The sequence below is a fragment of the Trichormus variabilis 0441 genome, assembly GCF_009856605.1.
GTDB classification, from domain to species: Bacteria; Cyanobacteriota; Cyanobacteriia; order Cyanobacteriales; family Nostocaceae; genus Trichormus; species Trichormus variabilis.
In genome coordinates this window covers 6002727-6019957 of the sequence record NZ_CP047242.1, presented here as the reverse complement: position 1 = coordinate 6019957, position 17231 = coordinate 6002727, and the positions used below count along the sequence as shown (strand labels likewise).

The 17231-nt window shown below is 41.3% G+C and carries 10 protein-coding genes; 2 read left to right on the top strand and 8 right to left on the bottom strand.

The genetic code is table 11. The annotated features are described in order from the left end of the window. Window positions 1–310: 310 nt before the first annotated feature. The 4 genes from GSQ19_RS24810 to GSQ19_RS24795 all read right to left on the bottom strand — a co-directional run bounded on the left by GSQ19_RS24810 (window position 311) and on the right by GSQ19_RS24795 (window position 6111). Window positions 311–3613 (bottom strand): GAF domain-containing protein, encoded by a 3303-nt coding sequence (locus GSQ19_RS24810; RefSeq protein ID WP_011320477.1) that lies wholly within the window; start codon window positions 3611–3613, stop codon window positions 311–313. A gap of 152 nt (window positions 3614–3765) precedes the next feature. After that, on the bottom strand, window positions 3766–4239 hold the full coding sequence (locus GSQ19_RS24805) for a chemotaxis protein CheW (protein ID WP_011320476.1): 474 nt from the start codon (window positions 4237–4239) through the stop codon (window positions 3766–3768). Window positions 4240–4287: 48 nt separating this feature from the next. After that, window positions 4288–4650 carry a response regulator transcription factor gene (locus GSQ19_RS24800; protein WP_011320475.1) on the bottom strand — a complete coding sequence of 121 codons (363 nt, stop codon included), beginning with the start codon at window positions 4648–4650 and terminating at the stop codon, window positions 4288–4290. A gap of 276 nt (window positions 4651–4926) precedes the next feature. Further along, window positions 4927–6111: a response regulator gene (locus GSQ19_RS24795; protein ID WP_011320474.1), complete on the bottom strand. Its 1185-nt coding sequence runs from the start codon at window positions 6109–6111 to the stop codon at window positions 4927–4929. Between the two features lie 728 nt (window positions 6112–6839). On the opposite strand from GSQ19_RS24795, the gene ileS reads away from it, so the two are divergent. Together ileS and GSQ19_RS24785 are read left to right on the top strand one after the other, a co-directional pair. Beyond that, window positions 6840–9722 carry an isoleucine--tRNA ligase gene (ileS, locus tag GSQ19_RS24790; RefSeq protein ID WP_041456925.1) on the top strand — a complete coding sequence of 961 codons (2883 nt, stop codon included), beginning with the start codon at window positions 6840–6842 and terminating at the stop codon, window positions 9720–9722. Window positions 9723–9799: 77 nt separating this feature from the next. Beyond that, a complete protein-coding gene (locus GSQ19_RS24785; RefSeq protein WP_011320472.1) occupies window positions 9800–10405 on the top strand; it encodes a Uma2 family endonuclease in 606 nt (201 codons plus the stop codon). Between the two features lie 222 nt (window positions 10406–10627). Here GSQ19_RS24785 and GSQ19_RS24780 read toward each other — a convergent pair whose 3' ends face one another. The 4 genes from GSQ19_RS24780 to glmM form a co-directional block, all read right to left on the bottom strand. After that, window positions 10628–11512 carry a ParA family protein gene (locus GSQ19_RS24780; protein ID WP_041456924.1) on the bottom strand — a complete coding sequence of 295 codons (885 nt, stop codon included), beginning with the start codon at window positions 11510–11512 and terminating at the stop codon, window positions 10628–10630. A 223-nt stretch (window positions 11513–11735) separates the two neighbouring features. After that, entirely contained in the window at window positions 11736–13880 is a 2145-nt protein-coding gene (locus GSQ19_RS24775; RefSeq protein ID WP_011320470.1) for a hybrid sensor histidine kinase/response regulator, read from the bottom strand. A gap of 456 nt (window positions 13881–14336) precedes the next feature. After that, on the bottom strand, window positions 14337–15383 hold the full coding sequence (rtcA, locus tag GSQ19_RS24770; RefSeq protein ID WP_011320469.1) for an RNA 3'-terminal phosphate cyclase: 1047 nt from the start codon (window positions 15381–15383) through the stop codon (window positions 14337–14339). Between the two features lie 172 nt (window positions 15384–15555). After that, window positions 15556–17028, bottom strand: coding sequence for a phosphoglucosamine mutase (glmM, locus tag GSQ19_RS24765; RefSeq protein ID WP_011320468.1), 1473 nt, complete (start codon window positions 17026–17028; stop codon window positions 15556–15558). Window positions 17029–17231 lie beyond the last annotated feature (203 nt).

Below are 17231 nucleotides of genomic sequence, written 5' to 3'. Positions count from 1 at the left end.
AGATAGTTTTGAAGGTTGGCAGGTAGGACTGTAACGCGATGTGCGACTTATTTTTGAAACCCCTCTCCATAGCTTGCTTTCCGTAGGGTACCTTTCCCCGAAGCGGAGAGAGGCTTTGAATCTTACTCCCCTTCCCTGTCTCCGACACGCTGCGCGAACGCAGGGAAGGGGTTGGGGGTTAGGTTTGAGAGAAAGTTGCACACCGCGTGACTGTAGTAATTCTCAAGTTAGGACTAAAACCCTTACTAAAAAATTGACACATTACTAGCTAGTTCCTAGCCCCCAGTCTCCAGTCCCCAGTCCCGAATTATTAATTCACTTTGAACTTACTAGCGGTTGTTAACAAATCTTGTGCCATACCTGATAAGTCTTGGAAAACGGTGGCAATATCTTGTGATTCTGCAAAGGTTTTTTTGGCGATTTCTGCCACATCTTTCATCGAATTTGTGACTAATACAGATTGCCCCATTTGTTTTTGAGTTGCATCAGTAATTTGTTGAATTAGTTGGCTAATTTCGGCAGTTGCAGAAACGATCGCATTTAAGTTGTGCCTTGTTTCACTGACAAAATTCGTCCCTTCTACTACCTGCTGAATCCCGGTTTCCATCGCCACCGCTACTTCTCCAGTTTCCGCCTGAATTTCTTGGACTAATTTTTCAATTTCAATTGTGGCGGCGGCTGACTGGCGAGATAAAGAACGAACTTCATCGGCTACAACTGCGAAACCTTTACCATATTCACCTGCACGGGTGGCTTCAATAGCGGCGTTCAAAGCCAAGACGTTTGTTTGGGTGGCAAAACTACTAATCAAGTTCACCACTTTGGAGATTTTTTGCGAAGATTCACTCAGGCGTTTAATTTTTTTGCTTGTTTGCGCTACAGTCTCTCGAATCCCTTGGATGGCTTGAACTGTTAAGTTCATTGCTGCATCGCCCGATTCGACGGTTTTGTTTGCTTGTTGTACCGCCACTTGTACCAACTCGGCGCTAGTTACCACAGCTTGGGTAGAGTCGAGCATCTGTTGAATTTCACCTAAGGCTGTGGTAATTTCTATGGATTGTTGTTTGGCTAAGTTATTCAAGCCTGCAAGTGAAGCATTGCTATCACTGGAGGTTTGGGCGACTTGTTGAGAAGATGTTTGCACTTGTAAGACAATTTGCCGCAAGGCTTGCAAGGTGTTATTGTAAGCGTCGGCGATTGTGCCTAGTTCGTCTTCTGTAATTGGTGCGCGGACTGTCAAATCACCATTTAAAGCTGGTCGCACAGCCATTAGTAGTTGAATAGAACGCTGTTGCAGTAACTCTTTGGCTGCTTTTTCTCTGGCTGCGGCTTCTGCTAACTGTGCCGATTTTGCTTGCAGTTGTTGCAGATATTCTGTCTGTTGCAGCGCTAATCCTAATTGGTCACCAACCCTTGCTAATAGGCTGACTTCGGATTGTTCCCAATCACGGAGGCCAGAATTTTGATAGGCTGCTAGCAATCCCCATAATTGTTCATTACAGAAAACAGGAACAATTACATATGCTTTAACTTCAAATTGTTCTAGAATTTCCAAATGGCAGGGAGAATGACCAGCTTGAGAAATATCATTGACAACAAAGGTTTCCCCTTTGGCATATCTACCGCCTTGTGTTTCTTGGATGTAAGTATCTTCCCAAACAGTTTTAATATCATTCCCTACAAGTTTGACCCAATTATTACCTACTGATTCTGCTACGAATTCACCACCCCAATTAGGATTGAAGCGATAAACAGCGACGCGATCGCTCCTTAATAATTGCCGGACTTCTTGGGTAGTAATTTTGAAAATATCATCGATATCTACCGCTTGACGAATGCGGTTAACTATCTTAGTAAAGGATTTTTCCTGTTCTGCTATCTGAGCTATTTTCTCAGATTTTATTTGTACCTGTTCTAGATAGTCTAATTGGGATTTAGCAAGGCTAAATTGCAACGCAATTTGAGTTAAAAAGTTGACTTCCCAAGATTGCCACTCGCGGGAGCTAGAGTTTTGATATGCTGCCAGCAAGCCCCATAATTTATCTCCAAAAAAGATAGGCACAATGATATAAGCTCTAGCTTCAAACTGCTCTAATGTCTCGATATGACAGGGTGCAAAACCTGCTGTATAGATATTATTGACAATATGATGTTCTCCTCTGGTATAGCGTCCACCTTTAGTATCTTGGAGGTAGGTATCATCTATAACAGTTTTAATATTTGGCCCCACCACTTTTGTCCATCCAGAAGCAACTGACTCAGCGACAAACTCACCACCCCAATCAGAATTGAAACGATAAACGGCGACGCGATCACAGCGTAATGATTGACGTACATCTTGAGTGGTGGTTCTAAAAATAGTTTCTACATCTGAAGCTTGGCGAATACGGTTAACTATTCTGGAAAATATTTTTTCCTGTTCAGCAATCTGCATCATTTGCTCAGAATGCAATCGCGTTTGTTCTAAATATTCTGCATGAGAAATAGCTATGCCAAATTGCAACCCTACTTGAGCCAAAAAACTAGATTCCCACTCTAACCACTCACGGGTACCAGAGTTTTGATAAGCTGCCAATAAACCCCATAATTTTTCCGCAGCAAAGACAGGAACAATAATGTAAGCTTTGATTTCAAACTGTTCTAAAATTTCTAGATGGCAAGAAAAATGACCAGCTTGATAAATATCGTTAACGACAAAACTTTCTTGATGGCGATAACGTCCACCTTGGGTTTCTTGTAAGTGGGTATCTTCCCAAACAGTCTTGATATCAGGGCCTACTAGTTTTACCCAACCACTACCTACAGATTCCGCGACAAATTCCCCACTCCAATCAGGATTGAAACGGTAAACAGCGACGCGATCGCACTTCAACAATTGACGGATTTCTTGAGTGGTGCTTTGGAAAATCTTATCGGTATTTGATAGCCGTAAGATTTTTTCCATCACTTTAGATACAGCTTGTTTAGCCTGATTTTGCAGTTGTAATTGAGTTTGAAATTCAAAATTCTGCAATCTATAGGTTAACTCTGTACTAACTTGGGTTAATAGTGTAATTTCTGTTTCTTGCCAGTTTCTAGGATTGACGCAGCCAGTGACTACCAGCAAACCCCATACTTTACCGTCTGCAACTATTGGCAAACTTAAACTAGCTTTAATTTGGAATTTATCCAGTAACTGTTTTTGATAGGGAGTAAGTTGGATTTGTGTAACGTTGTTAATAGTTATTGGCTCTATATAGTCTTGATTCGTGTCTAAACCAAAGGTAATCCCTGGAAGAAATTCCCCCATAGTTGGTGTCCAACCAAGAGTTCTTGATTCTGCTAAAACTTTACCAGACTCAGGTGAAGTAAACTGATAAATTAACGCGCGATCGCAAGCAATTTTTTCTCTAACTTTCACCACAGTGATTTTTAAAACTGCATCCCACTCTGATACTTGGCGCATCTGCATGATGATATCTTGCAACTGCTGTCGCCACATTTTTACTTGTTGGGCGCTTTCATTGACTCCGATTTCTTCTTTCTGGACGTTATTGGCTAAGTTAGGATTTTCTAATTGAGAAGCTGTAGCAACTTTCTCATTTTCCTTGCTGTTATATTTTGCGATCGTCATCTGAATCAACCTCAATTTTTTTTAGTTTAATTATTTGATATTTGCTAATTAATGTTACACTTGTATTAATAGATATGTAATTGTTAGCAAATCTAAGTTATTGTGGTGATTATAGGTTTTAAAAACTATAATCAATAGCGCTTGATTGATGATTAGTTATGAGTAACCCACATAGGAGAATGAATAATAGCACTAGCATCTAAATTGAACATCATTTTCTCATCATGATTAATGAAGTATCCTTGCAAAAAATCAGTAATGGATGATGAAAATAATTCAGCAGCAGGTGCTTTCATTTGATTATTATCCAGAAACTCAATATCCATCATTTGCCGGACTATAATCCCTAAATGCTTACCATCATCCTCCAACACAATTGCCATCATTTTTGCCAGAAAGTTGCTTGTATGTGATAGTGGTGGGTAACCTAGCATTTCTTCTAAATCTACTAACCACAACATTTCACCGCGCCAGTTGTATACACCCATAACACAAGCTGGCATTTGGGGTACGCCGCATATATCAACCAAAGATACTTGTAAAACTTCTGTAATATGCTGTAAGGAAATCACTGCTGTATCTTTGATTCCCAAATTAAAGCTTAAAAATTTCTGCTGACTTTCCAAATTTTCACCCTTTAATTTATTTAGTATTTGGTTAATTTCTAGAAAATTTTATCTAGAAAGTCTCTTGAGAGTTAAGGTTAACTCTTCCTGATTGATAGGTTTAGAAAGATAAGCTTCTGCCCCTAGCATATTTCCCCAAGTTTTATCTACATCACTATTTTTGGTAGAGCAGAAAACTACAGGAATATTGCTAGTCTTTGGGTTATTTTTCAGTTCTCGACAAATTTCAAACCCACTTTTACCTGGTAAAATTACATCCAGAAATATTAAATCTGGTTGAGTTACATCTAATTTTTCTTGGGCTTCTTCACTGCTTGTGGCACTAATAACAGAATATCCAGCTTGTTGTAAGTAACGAATAAGAATTTCGCGGTCGGTGAGACCATCCTCGATAACTAACACAGTATTCATGATAATTCTCTGTAAAATTGTAGGTTTTTAGCTAAAATATCAAAGATAAGTTGTGTATTTAATCCTGATAATTACAGGCTAGCGGTTTGTTATAATTTTGATATCTTACTGTTAAATATGGCTCAGGAAAAATACGTATACTTCAGATTTTCTTGACTGAAATCTACTTATTTATTGCAAATAATTATGTACCAGATTTAACAATAATTTATCCTGAAAAGTAAATTACTCTAGAGCATCAAAATATTCGATTTATTCATCAATTATGGACACTGATTATTGGCAAAATTCTAAATGAGATCCGGTTTTTGCAGGAGATGTAGTTTGCATAGGTAAGTATTTACGGACTACACTCATCACCCTATCTGCTGCTACTGGTTTTGTAAGAAAGTCGGTAGAACCGACGACCTTAGCACGTACTCGATCTAAAAGACCATCATTACCTGTTAAGATAATTACTGGTGTGTTAGCAAAAGTAGGAATTCGCCGCAATTGCGTACATATTTCATAACCACTAGCCACTGGCATGATTAAATCTAAAAAGATCAAGTCTGGTTTCTCTTGAATCAGCAGTGGTAATGCCTGTACAGCATCTTGAATTTTGATGAATTTCATCCCATTGGCTGTGATAATATCTTCCAGAAGTTTACAGACCTGTGGACTATCATCTACACAGGCTATCACCGGAACCTTCGATTTTGTAGGTTGTGCAGAGGTCGCCTTATTGAGAGTTTCTACAACAGCTAAAGGTAAATCAGGCAACTCCACCAATTCGATGATTCCTTTAAGGACGTATGGTAGCAAAGAACGCGAGACTGGTAAAACATTCTGCTTCATTTTGGCAGCCAAATCTCGCAATGTGGATTTGCCATTAATTAAAGTGACAAAATTTTTATAGACAGATGGACTTACCTGTTGCTGGAGTTGTTCTGGTCTGCAAATTACTGGCGCTAAATCAGGACAAATATTTACCAAGCCTGCTTCTGACCAATTTTTCCACGATTCTAGCATCTGTTTCATTGACACATCTGCACTCGTGAAACTCATTGGTGTCTCTAGGATAACTTTTTGGTTACGTTCGCAACTAATAGAGACGAAATTACTCTGTTGGGCTAATTCAAACAAAAGTTCGTTGATGGTATTATCAACAATGTTATGAATTTGCTCCCGTTGAATCTTCTGCTTTTTATACAAAATTTCCAATAGGCGATAATCCCAGTAACTCATCGAGATATCTTGCGGGCGCAGCTGCATTTTATCAACATCAATCTGTGGGCAATGTTGCGCCATGAGTCTACGCCAGCGACGAAAAGGATGAGTTCCTCCTGTTGCCCAAACTATCCTACCCAAGCGATAATAGAAAGTCCATTGCTGCCCTTTAGGACTATTAATAATTAACTGTCCATTATATTGGAGTTGGGTACAAGTTTTAAATTCATTAAGTACGTTATTTGATACCATCAGACCGTGGGAAATTGTGCTTGATACCTGTGATTTAAAAATCAGCCTTCTCAAAACCCCAACTAGTAATCTACTTATTTTTGACAAAACTTATTTGTCAAATAATAGTTTCTTGACTTATAGCTTAATTAACTAAAATGTGATAGATAGAAGTAACAGAAGATATTATTTATTGGCAATATAATTTCATGGAATTTTCTTCTGCATCCAGTCCACGGCTTCAATCTTGTTTTTTCATTCTAGAGAATATTGCTATATTTCAATACTCCAATATCTAAATCAATCTTCATCAACTTATCATTTTAGATACTTTTAATTTAATGTATATCCGTAAAATTCCTGATTTTCCCCTCAGAGAAAAGTGTTAAATTTCCGCAATTGTGATGATAAAGAGGTAATTGTTTCAAAAAATGACAATTTCAGCCTTTTATTACAAATAAATATGGATATCAAATAAATACTCTTTTTGTATCCAACTATAAGTTTACTTATGCGTCCAGCAAGCTTTGTAAATTTTGGCTGCATTCCAAATACAAATTTGTTTATTTGTTGTCTAAATTCGTGATGGTATTTTCTCAGTATCCGAGAAAATCAATGTATTTATTCTATCTAAATGGTGTGATATTACTTAAGTAGCCAGGATGAGGTGAGCAAAAGAGGTAATTTTGGGATTCATGCCATCTTCTATAATTGATAGAACCTGCATACATAATCTTAGGCATGAAGCTGTGACAGAAACTGGAAGCTACAAAGATACCGTAAATTTACCCAAGACAAATTTTGATATGCGGGCGAACGCCATCAAGCGCGAACCAGAAATCCAAAAGTTTTGGGAAGAAAATAAAATTTTTGAACGCCTGTCGCAAAATAATCCAGGTGAATTATTTATACTGCACGATGGGCCTCCCTACGCTAATGGCTCACTCCATATTGGTCATGCCTTAAATAAAATTCTCAAAGATATTATTAATCGTTACCAACTGCTGCAAGGTCGGAAGGTGCGATATGTGCCTGGTTGGGACTGTCACGGCTTACCGATTGAGTTGAAAGTTTTGCAAAATCTCAAGTCAGCAGAACGGCAAAATTTAACACCACTACAACTGCGGCAAAAGGCTAAAGAGTTTGCCTTGGCTACTGTTGATGACCAACGCCAAAATTTTAAACGTTATGGTGTTTGGGGTGACTGGGATCATCCATATCTGACCCTGAAGCCTGAATATGAGGCGGCGCAGATTGGTGTGTTTGGGCAGATGGTCTTAAAAGGATATATATATCGGGGGTTAAAACCTGTTCACTGGAGTCCCAGTTCTAAGACAGCTTTGGCTGAGGCGGAATTAGAATATCCAGAAGGGCATACTTCCCGGAGTATCTATGCGGCTTTTCCGGTAACTGGTCTGGCTGAGGCTGTTAAGTCTGTTTTGGGTGAGTATTTGCCTGATTTGGGTGTGGCTATCTGGACTACTACGCCTTGGACAATTCCGGGGAATTTGGCTGTGGCCGTCAATGGCGACTTGAATTATGCTGTGGTGGAAGTTGCACAGATAGATGTAGAGACGCAAAGTAATTTCAAGTATCTCATCGTGGCGGCGGAGTTGGTGGAACGGTTGGCGGCGACTATCTCGGCGCAGTTGACTGTGAAGGCTACTTTTAAGGGTAAGGAATTAGAACATACTACCTACCGTCATCCTTTATTTGACCGGGAAAGTCCGGTGGTTGTGGGTGGTGATTACATCACAACTGAGTCGGGTACTGGGTTGGTACATACTGCCCCTGGTCATGGTCAAGAAGACTACGTAGTAGGTCTGCGTTATGGTTTGCCAATTCTTGCACCTGTGGACGACAATGGCGATTTTACCCAGGAGGCGGGTGAGTTTGCGGGGTTGAATGTGTTGGGTGATGGCAATCAGGCGGTCATTGATGCGTTGACGGCCGCGGGTTCCCTGCTGAAGGAAGAAGCTTATGCACACAAGTATCCTTATGATTGGCGGACGAAAAAGCCGACAATTTTCCGGGCGACTGAACAGTGGTTTGCTTCGGTGGAAGGTTTCCGGGATGAGGCACTAAAGGCGATCGCTACTGTAAAATGGATACCAGCCCAAGGTGAAAATCGTATCACGCCGATGGTGGCGGAACGTTCTGATTGGTGTATTTCCCGTCAGCGTTCCTGGGGTGTGCCAATTCCGGTATTCTACGATGAGGAAACCGGCGAACCTCTGCTAAATGAGGAAACTATCAACTATGTACAAGCCATCATTGCCGAAAAAGGTTCTGATGCTTGGTGGGAGTTGTCGGTAGAGGAATTATTACCAGAGTCCTACAGAAATAATGGTCGGTCTTACCGCAGAGGTACAGACACAATGGACGTATGGTTTGATTCTGGTTCTTCTTGGGCTTCCGTAGTGAAGCAGCGTCCAGAGTTACGCTACCCGGCTGATATGTATTTGGAAGGTTCCGACCAACATCGCGGTTGGTTCCAGTCGAGTTTGTTGACTAGTGTGGCGGTAAATGGCATTGCACCTTACAAAACTGTATTAACTCATGGCTTTGTTTTGGATGAACAAGGACGGAAGATGAGTAAATCAGAAGGAAATGTAGTTGACCCAAAAATTCTCATTTCTGGGGGTAAAGACCAGAAGAAAGAACCCCCCTATGGTGCAGATGTTATGCGGTTGTGGGCATCTTCTGTAGATTACACTGGTGATGTGCGTTTGGGTGGCAATATCATCAAGCAACTCAACGATGTCAGAGGTAAAATTCGCAATACGGCGCGGTTCTTGCTGGGTAGTTTGCATGACTTTGACCCAGAAAAAAATGCTGTACAGTTTGAGGAAATGCCGCAGTTAGATAGATATATGCTGCACCGCATCCGTGAGGTGTTTCAAGAAGTGACGGAAGCTTTTGAAAGTTTCCAATTCTTCCGCTTTTTCCAAACGGTACAGAATTTCTGCGTGGTGGATTTATCCAACTTCTACTTAGATGTTGCCAAGGATAGACTATACATCAGCGCCCCTGATGCTTTCCGTCGCCGCAGTTGTCAGACAGTGATACACATTGCACTACAAAATTTAGCACGAGCGATCGCCCCTGTACTCTGTCACACTGCTGAAGATATCTGGCAATATCTCCCCTACAAAACACCATACAAATCAGTATTTGAAGCTGGTTGGGTGCAGGTAGAGAAAAAATGGCATAATCCAGAGTTGGCGGAATTTTGGCAACAATTACGCCAGTTACGCACCGATGTTAACAAGGTGTTAGAACAAGCTAGGGTAGAAAAAATGATTGGTTCTTCCCTAGAGGCGAAAGCTTTGATTTACGTCAAAGATGCCAACTCTCGCAACGCCATCGCCACTTTAAATCCTGAAGTTGGTAACGGCGTAGATGAACTGCGTTATTTATTCCTAACATCCCAAGTAGAATTATTAGATTCTGCTGACAAACTGCAAGATGGGAAATATACCTCCCAGTCTGATAACTGGGGAATTGGGGTAGTGAATGCAGAAGGGCAAAAATGCGATCGCTGTTGGAACTACTCCACCCATGTGGGAGAATCACAAGAGCATCCCCTACTCTGTGAACGCTGCGTTCCTGCCTTAGCTGGCGAGTTTTAGAACAGGTTTAACATGAATGTAGGGACGTTTGATTAAACGTCTCTACGTTTATGTAGGAATTGATATTTTCCAAGATTATGAACACGCAATCACCTGTAGCCACAGACATCTTAGGAATGGTGCTGAAAATGCAACCAAACATAATCATTAGTGACGAGCAATTATTTGATTTCTGTCAAGTAAATCGTGATTTTCGCATTGAACGTAATCACCTTGGAGAATTATTGATTATGCCACCCACAGGCGCAGAAACAGATGAACGCAATTTTAATTTAATTGTCCAGTTAGGTATTTGGACAAAGCAAAATGGTACAGGTGTAGGTTTTGGTTCTAGCGGTGGTTTTACCTTACCTAACGGTGCAGTGCGTTCTCCTGATGCAGCCTGGATTCAAAAAGCAAGATGGGAAGCAATACCTGTAGAACAAAGAAAGAAATTTGCCCCTATTTGTCCTGAATTTGTAGTGGAATTGCGTTCAGAGACAGATAGTTTGCAAACATTACAAGAAAAGATGCAGGAATATATAGATAATGGTACAGAATTAGGTTGGTTAATAGATAGAAAACAACGTAAGGTATTTATTTATCGTCCCGATCAAGCTATAAAAGAATTAGATAATCCTTCGACATTAAGCGGCGAAGATATATTACCAGGATTTGTTTTAGATTTAAGTCAAATTTGGTAAATAATTAATAATATAATACCAACTTTAAAAAAAAATACAACAAATAAAGCATTTGTAGAGACGCGATTCATCGCGTCTTCTTCTTCACCCAATGATGTGTTGCTGCCGATATGGTTGCTAGAGTCGGTAATAGGTCATAGCAAATAGGTGATTTTTCTACCTATTACCTATTACCTATTACCAACTCCCAAGATTATGAGAAATGTTTAAGCCAGCATAATATTACAACTTCTGCAACAACTCTTGAGTCAACTGCAAAAATGCCTTAGAACCGGCTGACTGGGGTGCATTCAACACAGCCGGCATAAAACTATCTACTGCTTTCGCAACATTAATATCGACGGGTATTTGTGCCTTACAAATTTGTTCTACACCAAAATCTTCAACAACTCGGTGCATTACTTGTTTGTAATATCTACCAGTCAGTAGATTAGTGTTGCACATACTAAAGACAATTCCCAGCATTTTAATATTTATCTTCGCTTCTTGTTCATGACTATCTTTTAATTGTCCAATGCGTCTTTCTAAAAGTTGAATACCCACCACAGATAAGGGTTCTGGCTTGGCGGGTAATAGATAAAAATCACTGGCAGCTAGGGCGCTACGAGTCATTAAATTATAACCGGGGGCGCAATCTAAAAGAATAAAATCATATTCATCCCGTACGGGTTTTAAGATGTTATTAATCAAGACTCTTTCAAAGCGGTTCCAAACATTTTCAAAGTCTTGTTCACCCAGAGCTACTGTTTGTCTATGCAGCATTTCTGAAACGACAAATTCATCATATAAGTCGATATCTCCTGGTAATAAATTCAGTCCGGGGAGATTACAGACGTTAGTTTGAATAATATCGTTGATTGTCAACTTGCCGTTGGGGTCTGGATTAATCACATCATCGATTAGATATCTGAAAGTTAATCTTTGTTTGCGCCGCTTGGCAAAATCTAAAGGTGACATCAAGCTGAGTGTAGCGCTGATTTGCGTATCTAAATCCAGCACCAGCACCCGTTTGCCATAATTTTTCGCCAAACAGGTGGCTAAGTTCACGGTGAGGGTAGTTTTCCCGACACCGCCTTTCATATTTGCTGTAGCAATTACATATCCCATTTGTAATTTCCTCTGATGACGCGCTCCCATTTGGTAGCGTACACCCGTTCTGAATAATTTCATCTCCCGTTAAATTTTATATTCACTGTGGTGCGCGTGCCAGTTGTCAGTCTTCAACTTGCGGCTTTGCAGCCAAGCATTCTCTAAAAGCAACGCAAGCATTCAGTGTTTGGTATCCTTAGGATAAGGTACAAACCAATAACTATGGCAATTGATGGTTTGGCTATTGTGTCACCTGATGGAAGATGTTGTGAATAGCGTGGACTAAATCATAGATGTTGTAAGGCTTTCGCAAAAAGGCATTGACACCAGCGTTAGCAGCTTCCGCAAGTTGGTTATTGCCAGTGATGCCACTAATAGCAATAATTTTGAGTTGTGGATTCATTTCTTGCAGAATCCGAATGGCAGTTAACCCATCCATTGAGGGCATCATTATATCCATCAGCACCATGCTGATTTTATCTTGATGTTGGGCATAGAGAGCGATCGCCTCAATCCCATTTTTGGCAGTTAGAGTTTTGTAGTTGTAGTCTTCTAAAGAAGTCTTGGTAATTTCTACAATAGCGGCTTCATCATCTACAATCAGAATCAATTCTCCTTGACCAGCAGGCAAATCAAGGTCTTCTACTTGCTGTTTTGCTCTATCCTCGACAGCCGGCAAAAACACCTGAAACTGGCTACCTTTGCCGATTTCGCTATTCACATTCACAAAACCGCCGTGGTTCTTGACAATACCAATCACAGTGGAAAGACCAAGCCCAGTACCTTTACCTGATTCTTTGGTAGTGAAAAAGGGTTCAAAAATTCGCTCTAAAATTAATGGTGGAATGCCAAATCCAGTATCCGCAATGGTGATGACTACATAGGGGCCTACCTCAGCGTCTAAATTCATCTTGGCAAAATTCTTATCTACCAGGAGATTTTCTGCAAATATGGAGAGGGTACCATTTCCCGGCATCGCATCACGAGCATTAACGCACAGATTCATCAACACTTGATGTATTTGTGTAGGATCTGCCTGAATAGTCCATAGGTTTTCAGGCGGTAGATGCTTAGTAATTTTGATAGATTTGGGAAATGTGCTGTTGAGAATCTGTTCAATTTCTAACAGTAAAGGTTCGATTTGCAAAGTCACACCCCTGGTTTCTGAACCCCGTGCAAATGTTAAAATCTGTTTGACTAAATCGGCTGCACGTTTAGAGTTATGTTCCAGAATCTTCAGCAATTGATGGTTACGAGCATCGTTACTGGAAGACTTGAGCGCCAACAACTGAATAGAAGCCATGATAGGTGTCAAGATGTTGTTGAGGTCATGGGCAATACCGCTAGCTAGTGTACCCAGACTTTCCATGCGTTGAGCGCGGAGAAATTGAGCTTGCAGTTGTTTTTTTTCGGTGATGTCTGTGTCCACAGTCAAAATAGATTTAGGTTGGCCTGATTCATCAAACATCAGATTCCAACGGCTTTCTACAATGATTTCTTTACCGGATTTTGTGATTTTATTTAATTCACCTTGCCATGAACCATGCTCCAAGACGTGGTTGCGAACTAATTCCAGTTGAGAGGAGCTTTCTTTGAATAAAAGTTCCTCAGAATTTTTTCCTATAGCCTCATGAGCTTGCCAACCATATAGACGCTCCGCCGCCTTATTCCAAAACAAGATTTGGCTATGAAAATCTCGGACTAAAATTGCATCAGTCGCAATATCCAATAGGGCTGCTTGTTCACGGACTTTCTGTTCTGCTTGCTTGCGCTCTTTGAGTTCAGCACGTACCTGCTCGTATAGTTCCGATTGCTGAATGGCGATACCTACTTGGGTTGCTAATTGTTGGAGTAAATCGATTTCCCAAGACTGCCAATGTCTTGATGTTCCACACTGGTTGGTAACTAATAACCCCCATAGCTTTTCCCCCTGCAAAATAGGGACTACCAAGTTTGCTTTGACCTGGAATTGAATTAGTAAATCCCGGTGACATTCGCTGATATCTTCTGCATAAATGTCTGCGATCGCCTGTAAGCCTCCTTGTCTATATTTTTCTCCGTGAGTTTCCATGAAGTAAGTATCTTCCACTTGGGCATTCAATACAGCACGCCAATTATCACCAACAGATTCCACCACTACACACCCACTGTAATTTGGTGCAAAGCGGTAAATAAACACTCGGTCTGCCTGAAGGAACTGGCGTACTTCCGCCACAGTGGTGTTTAAAACTTCATTGAGACGTAAACTCTCACGAATACGTACTGCGATCGCCATTACCAATCGCTGCCGTTCAATTTGCTGTTGTAGTGCTTCTTGGGCTTGTTTGTTTACGTTTTTTAATGACTCTTGATTATACTCATCATGATTCATATTTAATACACTCATCTCATCAATGAGTTATGAATATCTTGGGGATTTTTCTAATGCTTTTATATAGATTTCCCGTCAATTTCTTGGAAATATTTATGAGTTTTCTTCAAGATTTTATAAAGGTATTGATTCTTTTATTGCAACACAATTTAAAGTTTATTACCACTTTTGTAACCTTCACTAATATGAAGGAATTAACGGTTAAGAATCATCTTATCCAGGTTAAATAAACTTTTTCGATTTGTTTTGCCTAATAAAGCTTTGAGAGTCAAAAGACTCTTGTCCAGTTATGAAAAATCTTGCTCCCAGCAATTAATAACTGAGTAACACAGAATAGTAACTGATTGTTGTACTATTAGGAATACGTCTAAAGATAGAAAATTTTTTATTGAGAAAAGTAGATTTTTAACCTTGAGAATTATCCTGTCTCTAGCTCATAGCTGCTAATTAATTAGAGATTATATTAACAAGCTACGTTTTATCAGAGGCGATCGCTACCACTCTTTCCGCTTGATTTACTGTAATCTTTCCTAAGCCAAACTTTTCAATCACTGCGGCATTAGTAGTCAAGTGTGTACTCACCTCAGCCACTCTATACTGACTGGACTCGGAAGCTAAAGCAGCAGGTAATAGTAATTGATCTGCTAGATGTTCATCCACAGGCGCACCAGTTTCATGGAACTGTAATAGTTGTCCGCAAGCTATCTCGGCTACTTTCTCAGAGGATAACCGCAAACGTCCAAAGCCACCAAAACCCGTCAAACTATTACAATACTCAGCCGTTAAAAAAATACCCGCCCCTGGTGCAACACCTTTTTCACGTAATGCCTGCATAGATACCCGCAAACCAGCCGTGCGTAATAGATTCTCAGCCCGATTTGCCATACGTTGGGGTATATGTGCGGGTAATTCTGTCGCCACAGCTAATCCTTGTACCCGCTTTAATTCTCCCCTTTCTAGCAAGTTAAGACCGCAGAGTTGACAGCCTCCCTTCACCTGTAAATTTACTTCTCCCCCACCCCTGGGATACCATCCCCAAGCACCTAACTTAACTTGTGCCTTGATTCCCATACGACATAACATTGGCAGATATACTCGCTCAATGTAGGTGACTGTGGGGCTAAAAATTACATGAGTCCCACCCCGTAAGGTGATATGAGAATCACCGTCTGCTAAAGCTAAAGGTAAGAGAATTGTCTGTAAAACTAGAGTAATCGCGCCAGCTGAACCACCTTGCTGTACTTCGCTGACATCAAAAATATAATTTCCCGCTTTTACCCCACCACCAGGGATAAATTCCAGCATCGTGGAACCTAAAGCATCACCCTGCAATTCCCCATGACAAATTCTCGCCGCTGCACGTACTGCTGTTAAGTGTTGTGCTGCTAATCCTGGCTTCCTGCGTCCGGCGCGAATACCGGCAATACGTATGGGTTCACCAGTGATGGCGGCTAAACTCAGGGAAGTGCGGAGGACTTGCCCGCCTCCCTCGCCGTAGGAACCGTCAATGTCAATCATACTCAGTGGTCTGGGCGATGAATCAATTCAAAATTTTTGGGGACTGGGGATTGGGGATTGGGGATTGGGGATTGGGGATTGGGGACTTCTCCCCCTGCCTCCCCTGCTCCCCCTGCCCCCTGCTCCCTGCTCCCTTCCCCTCTGCCTCAAGGATGGGAAGTGTCGAACTCAGTTAAGGCGCTAGGTGTTGTTGTACCTGGGCTACTAGTTCATTTGTCCAATAGTTAGCTAGTTCGGCGTTGGCGGCTTCTACCATGACTCTGATGACGGGTTCTGTACCGGATGCCCTAACTAAAATTCTACCAGTATCACCCATTGCTTTCTCGGCAAGAGCGATCGCCTGTTGTACTGGTGTGCAGTTTTGCCAATTCAGGCGGCGATCGCGGTCTACAACTCGCACGTTCCGCAATAATTGAGGATAGGTCTGGAAGCTTTGGTCTATCAATTCGGCTAAGGAAACACCAGATTGTTTGACCAAACTTGCCAAGTGTAAGGCTGTTAACAAGCCATCCCCAGTCATCCCATAATGACTACAAAGAATGTGTCCTGATTGTTCACCCCCCAACATTGCCCCAGTTTTGATCATTTCTGCTTGCACATATTGATCACCAACGGCGGTGCGAATTAATTTACCACCCTGTTGCTGCCAAGCTTTCTCAAAGCCCAGGTTTGCCATGACGGTGGAAACAATCAAGTTGTCTGGGAGTTGGTTTTGTTGTTTGAGGTGCAATCCCCACAGGTACAAGATATAGTCCCCATTTACAGGACGGCCGGTAGGATCTACAGCCAAAACGCGATCGGCATCGCCATCAAAGGCAAAACCTAAATCGGCGTTATGTTCTTGAACAGCCGCTTGCAACATTTCTAGGTGGGTGGAACCGCAGTTAACGTTGATGCGATCGCCATCTGCGGCATTATGCAGGGAAATAACTTCTGCCCCCATCTCTGCAAATACCGACGGTGCTAACCCAACGGCTGCACCCCAAGCTAAATCCAGTACAACCTTCATTCCCTGAAGATTCACTTTATTTTGCCAGGGTCGTTTTAAAGCTTCGCCGTAATCTTTCACCAATTCCCGGCGTGAGTAATGCCGTCCACAATTACTGACATTACTGGTAATTGGCAGATTTCCCCGCAAACCTTTTTCAATTTCTGCCTGCAAAGCCTGGGATAACTTCCCACCATTAGCACCAAAAATTTTAATCCCGTTATCTTCGGGAGGGTTGTGACTAGCAGAAATCATCACACCACCTATGGCTTCACTCACACTAGTTAAATAAGCCACGCAAGGAGTAGGACATAACCCTAAATACCAAACTTCTAGCCCGGCGGCGGTTAACCCTGCACTTAAAGCCATCGCCAACATATCGCTAGAGTTACGGGAATCCTGCCCTAAGATTACTGGTCTTAATTGACCAGCGTGACTACGTAAAACTACGCCTGCCCAAAAACCAATTTGCAACGCTAACGGCGCACTAAGTAATTCCCCCACCTTGCCACGAATACCATCTGTACCAAAAAGAGGCGTTGCTGGTAGAGATATTAAACTAGGTGCAAAGTTGCTCTCAAGGACTGTTGCTAATCCATCAGATGTAGCTGCACCATCTATTACGTAGTTCTGAATCCGAGTTATAGATGAAACCATAATTTTAAACACCCCTCACATCACACTAAGAATTATTACTTTAACGCCAGTTCGACAGATTTTAAGTATTGAGTGCTGAGTAAACAACCCAGTTCTCAGTCCTCAGTTTCTATCGCTCTCACGTAAATTTACACTCTATTCAATAACTCTGACTTTTCAAGCTACGTGGAAAAGTTAAGGTGAAGCCTAACCCCCAACCCCTT